This is a genomic window from Streptomyces sp. NPDC127177 (assembly GCF_042672475.1).
In the GTDB taxonomy this organism is placed as follows: Bacteria; Actinomycetota; Actinomycetes; order Streptomycetales; family Streptomycetaceae; genus Streptomyces.
In genome coordinates this window covers 107,853-120,822 of sequence record NZ_JBHXUW010000008.1, presented here as the reverse complement: position 1 = coordinate 120,822, position 12,970 = coordinate 107,853, and the positions used below count along the sequence as shown (strand labels likewise).

7 protein-coding genes are annotated in these 12,970 nt (G+C 70.7%); 5 read left to right on the top strand and 2 right to left on the bottom strand.

The annotated features are described in order from the left end of the window. Positions 1–25: 25 nt before the first annotated feature. The gene (locus ACFVJX_RS08180) at positions 26–3,400 is read right to left on the bottom strand and encodes a GH92 family glycosyl hydrolase (protein ID WP_384127488.1); all 3,375 of its coding nucleotides are present in this window, start codon (positions 3,398–3,400) and stop codon (positions 26–28) included. Between the two features lie 466 nt (positions 3,401–3,866). Beyond that, positions 3,867–5,060 carry a helix-turn-helix domain-containing protein gene (locus ACFVJX_RS08175; RefSeq protein ID WP_384127487.1) on the bottom strand — a complete coding sequence of 398 codons (1,194 nt, stop codon included), beginning with the start codon at positions 5,058–5,060 and terminating at the stop codon, positions 3,867–3,869. Between the two features lie 124 nt (positions 5,061–5,184). Here ACFVJX_RS08175 and ACFVJX_RS08170 point away from each other — a divergent pair, with 124 nt between their 5' ends. From ACFVJX_RS08170 to ACFVJX_RS08150, 5 genes are all read left to right on the top strand, one after another. After that, complete coding sequence (locus ACFVJX_RS08170) at positions 5,185–5,805, top strand: toll/interleukin-1 receptor domain-containing protein (protein ID WP_384127486.1); 621 nt, start codon at positions 5,185–5,187, stop codon at positions 5,803–5,805. Between the two features lie 9 nt (positions 5,806–5,814). Next, on the top strand, positions 5,815–8,040 hold the full coding sequence (locus ACFVJX_RS08165; RefSeq protein ID WP_384127484.1) for a PQQ-binding-like beta-propeller repeat protein: 2,226 nt from the start codon (positions 5,815–5,817) through the stop codon (positions 8,038–8,040). Positions 8,041–8,056: 16 nt separating this feature from the next. After that, positions 8,057–8,488 carry a hypothetical protein gene (locus ACFVJX_RS08160; RefSeq protein WP_384127482.1) on the top strand — a complete coding sequence of 144 codons (432 nt, stop codon included), beginning with the start codon at positions 8,057–8,059 and terminating at the stop codon, positions 8,486–8,488. Then, positions 8,485–12,378 carry a hypothetical protein gene (locus tag ACFVJX_RS08155; protein WP_384127480.1) on the top strand — a complete coding sequence of 1,298 codons (3,894 nt, stop codon included), beginning with the start codon at positions 8,485–8,487 and terminating at the stop codon, positions 12,376–12,378. The genes ACFVJX_RS08160 and ACFVJX_RS08155 overlap by 4 nt, the downstream gene beginning before the upstream one ends. A gap of 124 nt (positions 12,379–12,502) precedes the next feature. Beyond that, a complete protein-coding gene (locus ACFVJX_RS08150) occupies positions 12,503–12,943 on the top strand; it encodes an ATP-binding protein (protein ID WP_384127478.1) in 441 nt (146 codons plus the stop codon). The last annotated feature ends 27 nt before the right edge of the window (positions 12,944–12,970 follow it).

Sequence of the window (12,970 nt, the reverse complement as noted above, 5' to 3'; positions counted from 1 at the left end):
CGTGTCGCAGGGGTGGTTGCGACGGTCAGTGCTCCAGGGTCATCGCGTAGATCTCGAGGTCGCTGTTGCGTTGCCAGTCGAGTCCTCCGGACCCGGGTGCGACCCATGCCGGTACGGACGGTGTTGCCAGGGAGAGGGACCGGACCTTCTTCCCGGACCTCAGCGGGACGGTCGTTTCGTAGAGTGATGCCTTGGTCGTGGTCTTCCCGGTTCCGGCCTTGAGCTGGTACGCGGTCGTCAGCGCGACGGCGTTCCCGAAGTCCGGAGCACCGTTCTCCCAGCCGGTGAGTTCGAGCGGAACCGTCGCGGTGCTGCCGTCGGTGTAGGTGACGACGGCGGTGGCCGACGCGGCGCCGGTACTGCCGTTGTCGGAAGCGCCCACGATGTGCAGGCTGTGGTAGTCGCCGGAGGGCAGGGCGATCGCCTGCCCGGTGGACCTGACGAAGTTCTTCCTGCTCCCGGAGGTCGGGGGTGCCTGGTAGGTCACCCCGCCGAGGACGGCCGGTCCGGGCTCGGGCAGTTGGTCGGCGGCGAAGCTCAGGCCCGTGCCGTCGAAGTTCCCCTGGCCCGGCGCAGCGAGTGTGGCGACGCCGTCGTTGTTGTAGGCGGTGTTCAGATCGACGGCGCACGAGGTGTCCGTCTTGATGGCGCAGTTCCCGGCCTTCTGCACGACGACGGTGACGGTCTTCCTGACCGGAGCGGCTCCCGGGAGTTCGGCGGTCACCGACACCCTGTAGGTGCCCGCTTTGGTTCCGGCAGGAGCGGTGATCCGCAGCCGGTCGTTCATCTGGGCAGGGAGCCCGTCCGAGTCGGCCTTCGCCGTCGCGCTGGACGGGGACACCGACCATCCCTTCGGCGCCGTCGCGGTCACGGCGACCCGCGCGGTGTGCGGGGACGTGGCCAGCAGTGTCAGGCCGACCTGCTGTCGCGACGGCTGACCGGCCTCAGCCTCCATGGTGACCTGGTCAGGCGTGACGTCAGCGCTGAGCCGGTGCTGCGGATCCGGCGTCGTGCCGATCGACGGCGGGGCGTCCTTCGCCGCCGTCGCCCACGCCGTGGGCTCGGTGCTCAGGGCGTAGTCGATGCGCCCGCCGTGGGCGATGTCCGACTGGTCGACCCACGCCTTGTTCCAGGCCCTGCCGTTCACCGTCGCGGAGGCGATGTAACGGTTGGCCATGCTGGTGCGGGGCGCGGAGATCGTCAGGGTCCCGCCCTGCGTCTTCCCGTAGTGGCCGATCTCCACCCGCGCGTTCGGGAACTGCGGAGTGGTGATCACGTCGAAGTTGCCGCCACTGGTCGTGGGGTAGAGCCCCAGTGACGACATCACGTACCAGGAGGACATCTCACCCATGTCGTCGTTGCCGGGGATGCCGCCGGGACTGTTCGTGAACAGGGTCTCCTGTGCCTTGAGCACGGTCGCGGTGTTGCCGGGCTGCCCGGTCCACGCGTAGAGGAACGGCGCGATGAGGTTCGGCTCGTTGTTCGGGTTGTACTTCGTGGAGCCGTAGTAGTCGTACGGGTCGCTCACCCAGGCCGTGCGCGCGGTACCTGCCGGGTCGGTGAGGAGGTCGTCGTAGGCGAAGAAGTCGTTCAACCGCTTGTTCGTCGCGTCCTTGCCACCCAGCATGCCGATGAGTCCCGCCGGATCCTGGGGCACCAGCCACTGGTACTGGCTCGCGTTCTGCTCGTGCAGGGCGTGGTCGCTCGTGACCGGGTCGTAAGGTGTCAGCCAGGTGCCGTCGGCCGCGGTGCGGGGTCGGAACTGGCCGGTCTGCGTGTCGAAGACGTTCTTGTACGACTGGCCGCGCTGGGCGAACATCGTGGCGTCGGCCGCGTGGCCCAGGCCCTTCGCCATCAGGGCCAGCGACGCGTCGGCCGCCGCGTACTCCAACGTGGCCGACGTGCCGTAGTAGCAGTCGTTGTCGTTCGACTTGGTCGGGCAGCAGTTGCCGCTCGTGCCACCGTCGCAGTCGGCGTTCGACTTGATGTTGAGGCCGTAGGGGACGTATCCGCGTTCCGCGTAGTACGCGGCGCCGGCACGGCCGTTCTCACGGACGCTCGCGGGCGGCACCTCGGTCGCGTTCGCCCGGAGGTACTTGTACGCCTCCTGGGCGTCCGCTCCGGTGAGCAGCCCCTTCGACCAGCCCTCGACCAGGAACGGCGTGACCGGGTCACCGGTCATGATGTTGCCTTCCTCGTCCTCCAGGTACCAGCGCGGAAGCGCGCCGCCCTCCCGCGCGATCGCCAGGATCGACATGTCGATGTCGTGCGCGACCTCGGGAACGAGCATCTCGAGGAGCTTGTTCTGCGTCCGGTACGTGTCCCACAGCGAGAGGTTGCTGTAGGGGGTGTACTCCCTGGCGGTGTGGATCTTCTTGTCGGCTCCGACGTAACGGCCGTCGACGTCACCGATGATGTTCGGGTCGACCATGGAGTGGTAGAGCGCCGTGTAGTACGCGACCTGCTGGTCGTGTGAACCACCACCGATCGCGGCCTTGTGCAGCGTCGTGTTCCACTCGTCGTTCAACGCCTCGTGCACGGCGTCGAAGTCGAATCCGAACTTCCCCGTCTCCGCCGAGAGGTTCTTGTGGGCGCCGTCGAGTCCGGTGAAGGAGAGCCCCACCTTCGCGACCACGGGAGCATCGTCCTTCCTCGTGTCGAACGACACCCATGCTCCGTTGGCCCCCTTGGCGGCCGACACACGGGACCCCGGGCTGCGGTCCGTGCCCTTCCAGGTGCCGTACGACGCGAACGGCCTGCTGAGCTGTGCGACGAAGTAGGTCTTCTTGGAATCCTCGACCCACCCCTCGATCGTCCGGTTGCCGACGACGTGGATCTCGGAGTCGTTCACTCCCGCACCGGCGTTGAACAGCACGTTCGCCTGACTCGTCCGCGGGAAGGTGTACTGCTGCCACCCGGTCCGTGCGGTCGCCGTCAACGCGGCGGTCACGCCGTACCTGTCGAGCTTCGTCCGGTAGTAGTCAGGACCCGTCGTCTCGTTCTCATGGCTGAAGGCCGACGCGTACTGTGCCGGATCGGTCGAAGTCACCGCACCGGTGGTGGGCATCATCGGCAGGTAATTGAACCGACACCCGTTGATCGTCGTCTGGCTGAACCCGATGACCGTGTCGGATGACTCCTTGTCACACCCCGTGCCACCGCCCGTCTTCATCAACGGACTCTCCTGCACCAGTCCGAACGGTGCGCCCGCGGCAGGGAAGGTCAGCCCCTCGTTCTCGGTCCCGATGAACGGATTGACCAGCTTCGTCAGATCGGTGTCCGCTCCCGGCGCAGCGTCGGACGCCGCCGCTGCCGGCTGCGTGGCGGCGTCCGCGCCGGCCGCGCTGCCGGTGACAGATCCCGCGGCAGCGAGGGCGATACAGAGCGCAGCCGTCCCCAACCGGTTCCTCAGACACCGTGCCGCCGACCCGGTCCGGGTCCGTGTGTATCGCGTCGATTGCATACCACTCCCGTCGTGCGAACCCCTAGACATCGTTGTCAGGTAGACATCGTTGTCATGTACCGCACGCGACGCTAGATCGTCCCCTCCACCCCTGCAAGGGGTTACGGCTGCGTCACTTGGCTGAGGCGGCGACCGTTGCGTCAGCCGCCTGAGCGTCGGGTCATGGCTCGACTCCTGGTGATGGCACGTCTGAGCGGCCGACCGGGAGCGCCGTCCTGGCCGACCGTGCGAACCGGCTGCGGCGCCGACGGGCCGGCGTTCAAAGGGGAGCGGGCCGCGGCCCCGTGCCGGAGGTACGGGTGCGCCGGCGTACGTCGCGTCGGGGCGCGAACGACAACGGTGCCGACGTCTTCGGCCCTCTCCCGGACGGCCGGGCGCTTCGAGCGTCCGACCGCGGAACCCCTCAGCCGGTCGCGAGGGCGGCCGATGCGTCGATGAGGGCGAGCTGACCCGGGCTCGCTCTCCTGGTCCTGGCCTGTGCCACGAAACGGCCGAGCTCCGCGCGGACGGTGGCGGAGTCGATGCGCCTGATCACGGGCAGCGTGGGCTCGACGATCTGACAGGCGTCGTCGATGCGGCCGGCGCCGGCCAGGGCCGTCGCGCGACGGACCGTGAAGCGGGCAAGGGAGTTGCTGTCCGCCGGAGCGACCGGCCGGCGCCGGTGCTCGGCGGCGAAAAGGTCGGCGGCCGGCTCGAAGCGACGGAGGCTGAGCATGCAGGACGCCTCGACGAGCCGAGGGTTGCCGTTCTCGATGCGCGGGCCCCAGTGAGGGGTTCGGTCGACGACGATCTCGGCGGCATGGCTTTTGAACCGCTCCAGGGCCTCCAGGCACGCCACCGCGTCGCCACGGCGCGCATGCCCCTGGGCCGCGCGTCGCGCGGCGTGCGCGCGGATCACCGGGTCGGCCGCCGGGTGCCCGGCCGCCTGGTCGGCGAATCCGATCGCCGCACAGCTGTCACCGCGCTGCTGGGCGATGAACGCCTTGCGGACCAGGGCATAAGCGGCCACCGTTTCGTCCCCGCCGTTCGCGCCCCAGCGGACGGCGAGACCGGTCCAGCGCAACGCCTCCGCGGGATTTCCCGCCTCCTGCGCCATCCATCCCGTGTATTCGGCGAACCTCGACGCCAGCAGCCAGATCTCGGCACGCTGCTCGCCGACGGCGAGCGGTCCGGCGTCCGTCAGGATCCGGGTGATCGACTTCATCGAAGCGCTGACGAACCTCGGTCCGGTGGATCTGCCGATGTCCTTCAGCTCCCGGAGGACCCGCTCGTATCCGGCGGCCACGGGGCCGGCCTCGACGACGTCGCCGGCCCCGGCACCACGGCGGCCGGCCCCGGCCAGCTCGACGAGTTCTCCGCCGGTGCCGAAGGCCGCGTCGCAGGCCGCCGCCACCGCGGGCGACGGATTGCGCACCCCGCTCTCCAGATTGCAGATCTGCCCTTCGGAGACGTTCGCACGACGGGCGCACTCGCGCACGCTCCACCCCCGACGGGCCCGGAGCGTGGCCAGGACGACACCGAAGTCGCCCGGCGGCAGACGTGGGCCGGCCGTTCTCCCCGCCGGGGCCGTCCCTGCCGCACTGTCCGCCGGATCCATACCCGCCAGCGTACGGAGCCTTGCGGTCGCTATTCAATCCCCGGCGAATAGCCGCCGAGCGTGTACGTCACACCCGGAGTGAGCACGATCCCTGACGTCAAGGCTTGCCAGAGAGGGGGCAATTGTGCCGCGCGTCTTTCTCAGCTTCCGTAAACGGGACTCCCGGTGGATCCGGGACCGCGTCTACCGCGCACTGTCCGGCCGGTTGGGTTCCGACGAGATCTTCAAGTCGGGACAGTCGATACCGCCGGGGGCCGATTTCGCCGAGATCCTGCGGCGGCAGGCCGCCGAGTGCGAGCTCATGTGCGTACTGATCGGGCCCGGGTGGCTCGACGCCCGTGGCGAGGACGGTGTGCGGCTCCTCGATCGGCCTCATGACTGGGTCCGTCTGGAGATCGCGACAGCTCTGCGCGCGGGAAACCGCGTCGTTCCGGTCCTTCTGGGCGACGCGACGACACTGCCCGACGCCTCGGTGCTGCCTGCCGAGATCGCGGAGCTTGCGCGCCTGCAGTTCCTCCGCGTTCCCGAGACCCATCTGCCGGACGGGCTGGTGCGCTTGGGCGACGCGATGGCCGCTCTCCTACCCGGTACCGATGCCGATGACGGCACCGATGCCGCTGCCGACCCCGGGCACGGCACGGCGCCGGCCGCCGATCCGGAGCCGTCGATGACCATGACGGCGCATGTGTCCGGCGGCGGCAGCGCCTACCAGGCGGCCCGTGACCAGACGATCAGGCATGCGTGAGGGGCGACGATGGATCATCCCGGAGTTGACGGTGCTCATCGGATCGGACCGTATGCACTGCTCGCAAGAGAGAGCACCGTCGGCGGGTGCGAGGTCTTCGCCGCCCGTACCGACGAGGGGCTCCTTGCCACGGTCACGGTAGTGGGACCCGGACTCGTCGCGGCCCCGGACTTCCGGGACCGGTTCCGGGCCGCCGTCGAGGCGGCCCGGACGCTCTCCGGTGCCTTCCTCGTACCGGTGGTGGCTGCCGACGCCGACGCGCCGGTTCCCTGGCTGGCGACCCGGTTCACCGGTGGACTGCCGCTCCGGCGGGCGGTGGACCGGCACGGTGCACTGTCCGAACCGGCCCTGCGGGTGCTCGCCGACGGCCTCGCCCAGGCGCTGGCCACACTCCACGCGGCCGGCAGGGTCCACGGCGAGGTCGGACCGGACTCGGTGCTGCTGACCATGGACGGGCCCCGCATCACCGCCCTCGGGGTGGCGGGAGCCACCGGAAGCCCGGCACCCTCACCGACGGACGACATGTTCGACCTGGGGACGACCGTGCTGTTCGCAGCATCCGGAGGTGAGCCGGACACGGCTGCTCTTCCGGTTTCGCTGCGCGAGGTGATCGGCGGATGCCTGTACCCGCAACCGCAGGACCGTCCCACCGCGGAGCAACTCGTCGACTACCTGAGGCATCAGAACCTGCCCTCCTTAACGGGTAGTTGGCTGCCGCCGGCGGTGAGCGCGGACATGGCCGCCGCGACCGCGGCGCTGGGATCGGTGCCTGCCGGGGGCGGCGTCCCGGGTACGTTTCAGCCGCCGCCGGTTCCCCGTGCCGGTGCGGGCGTCAGCCGCCGGAAGCTGATCATCGGTCTGGCCGGTGGCGCGGCCGTGCTCGGCGGAGCCGCGACGGCCATCGCCCTCTCCACCGACTCGTCACCGGCACCCGGCACCAAGGCCGGTGGGGCCGGCCCCACCGCACGGCCGGGCCCCCCGTCAGGCGTGCGGTCCCCGTCGGCCTCCTCCGCGTCACCGTCCTCGACGGACGGGCCGGAGCCGGTCGTTCTGGCCGGACCCGACGCCACCAAGGCATGGTCGGGCGCCGGAAAGCACGCCCCCACCTGCCTGGAAGCATCCGACAAGGTGGTCATGGTGGTCACGGACACCGCCACGTCCTTCCTGGACACCACGACCGGAAAATCCGTTTTTCCCCAGCTGAACACGGCCAACGATTTCGGTAGGACCACCTTCAAGTACCCGACCGCCTACGCGGACGGAGTGTTCTACCTGCTCTGCGAAACGCCGGAAAAGTCCGGATTGCTGGCGGCGTTCGACGCCGCCAGCGGCAAGGTGAAATGGGCGACCAAGCCTGCCGACGTCGAACCCGGCGGCGGCACGCGTGCGCCGATCCACATCAGCGACTACGTGGCGGTCGCGGGGGACACCGTCTACGAATGCGGGCACTTGGTCGAGACATCCGGGTCGCACTCGTACAAGTCCCCGAGCACCGGCTACATCCGTGCGTTCAACGCCGCGACTGGCAAGAGGCTGTGGCGGGTCAAGGGCACGGACATCAACAACGTGCTCGTGCCGCCCACCGGATCCCACCTGCTGGCCACATCGGCCGTTCCGGGCAAGAAACCCGGCCGCGTCCAGATGTTCGACGCCGGCCGGAAAGGCGCCCGCGGCTGGAAGGTACCCGTCCCGCACGCGGCGTTCTACTTCACCAGCGGCTGGCCGCTGACGTGCTACGCCGCCGGGCTGTTCCTGTTCGCCGGCGGGAACGGCAACACACTGTTCGCCGTCGACGCGGCCACCGGCACCGAGAAGTGGCATCAGCGCTTCGATGCGAAGAACGGGGACCAGGTCCAGATCGGCACCCCGCTCTCCAGCCCGGACGGCGCGACGGTCTACGTGGCTGTCGGCAGCGATCTGGTCGCCCTGGACACGAAGGACGGCGCGCCCCGATGGGTCGCCACGCTCGACGGCGCCAACGAACTGGGCGGCTCCAACCTGTTCAACGCCTCCAGCCGGATCTCCGGCAGGAGCGCCCAGTGTTCGGCCGACACCGTCTTCGCCACCGACAGTGCCAAGACGCTGTGGGCCATCGACGCGGCCACCGGCAGGGCCCGGTGGAAATACAGGGACCCCGGACAGCCGGACGTGGGATTCCTCTGGACGGTGGGCGGCGACCGCGTGATCATCGCCTCCCACCTGACCATGACCGCGATCGCGGCCCACGGGCGGTAAGGGACAGGGAGCAGACATGGAGACGAGTGTGGAACTCGCCGGACTGGCATCGGCGGCCGCGGCGCGCCTGATCGACCTGCTGGCGACGGACGGCTGGGGCGCGGTCAAGTCCTCGGTCCTGGCGCTGTGGCGGTCCGCGCACCCGGAACGCGTCGAGGACGAACTGGCCGACGCACGCGACGAGTTGCTTCAGGCGCAGCAGACGGGCGGTGGGGAGGAGCTCCAAGGGCTGCTGGTCGCCGAGTGGCAGGCCCGCATCATCCGGCTCATGGCCGTACGGCCGGACGCCGTCGACGAGCTGCGCGCGCTGTTCGGGGAGGAACCGCGAACGGCGGGGGGCCCGGAACAACAGATCACCGGTTCGATGACGCTGGAGGCACATGTCTCGGGCGGCGACGCGTTCCTGGCCGGCCGGGACATGAACGTCACCAGGGGCGGACAGGCGTGACGGAACGCAGCACCGGCGCATCGCCCCACGACCGGCCGCCCCGCTGGCAGCCGAAACGGCAGGAGGCGAGCGCGACCGGCGGTGGCAGCGTCTACCAGGCCGGCCGCGACATCCACGTTCGGCACGGCGACGAGGGGCGCAGGACCGTGCCCGGCCCCGGTTCCGACCAAGTGCTGTGCCCGTACCCGGGCCTGGCCCCGTTCGGCGCGCCGCACAAGCAGTGGTACTACGGCCGTGAGCGCATGGTTCACCTCGTGTGCGAGCGGATGGACGCCCGGATGCGTGAGGGCGGCCCCCTGGTGCTGATCGGCCCCTCCGGGGCCGGGAAGTCGTCCCTGCTCGCGGCCGGGGTACTGCCGGCCCTGGACGACGGCCGGCTTCCGGTGGCGGGCTCGAGCACCTGGCCGCGGCTGCTGCTGACCCCGACGGCATCCCCGGCCCTGGCACTGGCGGCCGCCGCCGGGCTCGACGGCGAGACGGCCCGGCGGACGGCGGCGATGTGGCGGTCCGATCCCGCACGGTGCCTCGCCGGGCTGCGTGAGATCACCGGAGCGGGCGATCCGGCGCCGACCGGGGAGCCCGCCGTCGTGGGACTGGTCGTCGTGGTCGACCAGTTCGAGGAGATCTTCACGGCCTGCGGCGACGAGAGCGACCGGCAGTGGCTCATCGACGTACTCGACCGTCTGGCCCGGCCCACGGGCGGTGCGGTCGTGGTGCTGGGCGTACGCGCGGACTTCTATGCCGCGTGCACGGCTCATCCACAGCTGCGGGAGGCACTCCGGGCCGGACCCGTTCTGCTGGAGCCGATGACGGAGGGCGAGCTGAAGGAGGCGATCCGCCGCCCGGCCGGCAATGTGGGACTGGACGTCGAAGACGGCCTGGTCGAGGTGTTGCTGGCGGACCTGGGTGCGGCCGGGGGACCGGTCGGTGCGAGATCGGCGGGCCGGCTGCCGCTGCTCGCACACGCGTTGCGGTCCACCTGGCAGCAGCGGCACGGCCACACGCTCACCGTGGACGGATACCGCGTCACCGGTGGCATCCAGGGCGCCGTCGCCACCACGGCGAACAGGCTCTACGACACCCTGCCGCCGCCCTGCCACGACGCCGCACGGTGGGTGTTCCTGCGGCTCGTCATCGTGGGACGTGACGCCGACGACAGCCGACGGCGCGTCCGGTACGACGAACTGCTGCGTCACGCGCCGGACCCGGAAGCGGCCGGCAGGGTCCTGGACGACTTCACCCGTGGCCGGCTGCTGACCCGGGACCAGGACACGGTGGTGATGACACATGAGGTGCTCATCCGCGCCTGGCCCCGGCTGCGGGACTGGATCGAGCACGACCGCACCGGGAACCTCGTACGACAGGATCTGGAAGAGGCGGCCACGCTCTGGGAACAGGCCGGCCGGGAGGCGGCCGCGCTGTTCCGGGGCAACCGCCTGGAAACGGCCCTCGCCTGGGCCGAAACGCACGGGCCGGAACTCAGCGGCACCGCCCGGGCCTTTCTGGCGGCAGCCCGCCACCACCAGCGGCGCGGGCAACGTCTCCGGCGCGCCGCCGTCGCCGTCATCACCGCCCTGGCCCTGGTCGCCTCGCTGGCCGCGGTGTTCGCCTTCCGGCAGGAGTCCCACGCCCGGGAAGCCGCCGCCGCGGCCCTGCGCTCCCGTGACCAGGCCATCAACGCCGCCGTCACCTCAGCGTCCGTGCAGCTGGCACCGACCGATCCCTCACTGTCCGCTCAACTCGCCCTGACCTCATACCGCATGGACCCGACCCCGGATGCGGCGTCCCGGCTCATCACGACCGAGAACACCCCGCTGGACACCCGGCTTTCCGGCCCGCGCGGTTATGTACACACCGTGGCCTACAGCCCCGACGGGCACATGCTGGCGGCCGGGAACCTCCACCAGAACCTCGTCCGGCTGTGGGACGTCTCCGACCCCGGCCGTCCGGTGGCGCTGGGCCGGCCCGTGCCCATGGACCGTTCCGTCAATTCGATCCGGTCGCTCGCGTTCAGCCCGAACGGCCGGGTGCTCGCCGTCGGCGGCCACACCAGCCACAACGGCGACGCCGGTTCCGGCGGAATCGTCGACCTGTGGAGCCTGACCAGCCCCAGCCACCCGGTGCTGCTCGGCCGGCCGAAGAGTCCCGCCGTTCAGGGGTTCGACGCCGCGACCTCCATCGAATCCCTGGCGTTCAGCCCCGACGGCCGGACCCTGGCCGCCGCATGGGGTGCCGGACTCGTCAGTCTGTGGGACGTCACCCGCCCCGACGACGTCAGCTCCGCGGGAGCGCCCCTGACACTCGACTGCCCCGGCGTCTTCTCCGGACGAGTCGCGTTCAGCCCCACCGGACACACCTTGGCCGCCGCATGCGACGACGACGCCGGCACCATCAGACTGCTGGACACCACCGACCCGGCACGCCCGGACAGTGGCCGCTCCCTGAAGACCGGGCGTCGTGTCAACTCCCTGGCGTTCAGCCCCGGCGGCGGCACTCTGGCCGCTGGATCCAGCGACAGCAAGGTCCACCTGTGGAAGGTTGACGGCCCCGGCCACCCCGCCCCCCTGGGCGAGCCGCTGACGGGTCCCGCCCAGCCCGTCATGTCGGTCTCGTTCAGCCCCGACGGACACACCCTGGCGGCCGGCAGCGCCGACCGCACCATCCATCTGTGGAACGTCACCCGATCCGCGAACATCGGCCTCCTGGGCCGGCCGCTGACCGGTGCCGGCGACGCGGTGACCGACCTGGTGTTCAGCCCGGACAGCCGCACCCTCGCCGCCGGGAACGACGACGGCAACGTCGATCTGTGGAGTCTGCCGCCGACCCGGATCATCGGCGCCGGTGGCAACGTGGCATCCGTGGCGTTCAGCCCCGACGGGCGCACCCTGGCCGGAGGAAACCAGAACAAGACCGTCTCACTGTGGAACACCGCCGACCCCAACAACCCCGCCCCCCGAGGTGCTCCGCTCACCGGCCCCAAGGGCGCGGTGGGGTCCGTGGCCTTCAGCCAGGACGGTCACACCCTCGCCGCCGGCGACGGCGACGGCAACGTCACGTTGTGGAACACCGCCGACCCCAGTCACCCCGTGCCGCTTCCCGAGACCCTCACCGGGGCGGACGGGCTCATTCTCGCGCTGGCGTTCAGCCCCGACGGGCACACCCTGGCCGCGGCAGGCGACGACGCGCGCGGCAGCATCGCCCTTTGGGACGTCAGTGACCCCGCACACCCCGTCTCCCAGCCCGGCATCTCCAACTCACGCACGTCGTCCGTCGCATCCCTGGCATTCAGCCGCGACGGCACGGTGCTGGCGGCCGGCGGCGACAGCAGCAACGGCGAAGTCGGACTGTGGAGTACGGCGACCCCGGGGGCCCGCATCGGGGAGCCGATCGACCAGCCGGCCGGCACCAGCACCTGGGTGGCGTTCAGCCCGGACGGCCGCACGCTCGCCACCGGGAACAGCCGCGGCACCGTCACCCTGTGGAACGCCACCGACCCCAACCACCTCACGCGCAGGGGCAGTCCCCTGACCGTGCCGGGCGGCAGCCTGTGGTCGGTGGCGTTCAGCCCGGACGGGCACACCCTCGCAGCGGCCGGCGACACCGACAACGGCGCCATCAACCTGTGGAACGTCGCCGATCCCGACCACCCCACCGCCATCGGCCGGCCGTTGACCGTGGAGACCGGCATCGTCGCGGTGCTGGCGTTCAGCCCGGACGGGCACACCCTGGCCGCCACCACCGACGACGGTGTGGCCACGCTCTGGGACCTGAACGTGGAGTCCGCCATCAGCCGTATCTGCGCCGCGAGCTCGGGCGCCCTGAGCCGGCAGGAGTGGAGACGATACGTTCTCGACCTGCCGTACGACCCGCCCTGTGCGACCAGCGAGTAGAGCCCGGTCGGGTTGCCGGGGCCCCGGCACGCTGGGGTGACCGATGGTGTCGCCGCATGCGACAGGGGGGTGGGCCTCGAAAGCGGGGGCAGGAGGATGAGGACAGCCGAGTGCGGGAGGGCCGATGGCGAAGGACACGTCCCTGCGGGCGGTGGGATGGGCGCAGTCTTTTCCGGTGTCGCAGGGGGTACGGGCCGGTCGTCGGTGGACGCGGGGGCACCTGGCGTCCCTGGAGTGGACCGAAGGAGCCTCGGAGACGGTGGACGCGATACTGCTCAGCGTCTCCGAGCTGATCACCAACGCGCACGTGCACGCCCACAGTGACGCGCAGCTCGTCCTCACCTGGGACAGCCACTGCCTGCACGTGAGCGTCCACGACTCCGACCCCCTGCCCCCCGCCAAGCAGCCCGAAGACCTGACGACGACCGGGGGGCGCGGACTGGCCATCGTCGACGCGCTCGCCGACGGCTGGACCACGCATCCGCAGGAGTCGGGCAAGACCATCACCGCCTGCTTCGTACCACCGGGTGCACCGAAACCCCGGCACGACGGGAACGTCAGCTGAGCCCGCGGCGGCAGCGGCCCTGATCGG

What these genes read in the sequence shown, in the direction of transcription:
- ACFVJX_RS08165 (WP_384127484.1), top strand. Translation starts at nt 5,815, where the DNA reads ATGGATCATCCCGGAGTTGACGGTGCTCATCGGATCGGACCGTATGCA.
- ACFVJX_RS08150 (WP_384127478.1), top strand. Translation starts at nt 12,503, where the DNA reads ATGGCGAAGGACACGTCCCTGCGGGCGGTGGGATGGGCGCAGTCTTTT.
- ACFVJX_RS08160 (WP_384127482.1), top strand. Translation starts at nt 8,057, where the DNA reads ATGGAGACGAGTGTGGAACTCGCCGGACTGGCATCGGCGGCCGCGGCG.
- ACFVJX_RS08175 (WP_384127487.1), bottom strand. Translation starts at nt 5,060, where the DNA reads ATGGATCCGGCGGACAGTGCGGCAGGGACGGCCCCGGCGGGGAGAACG.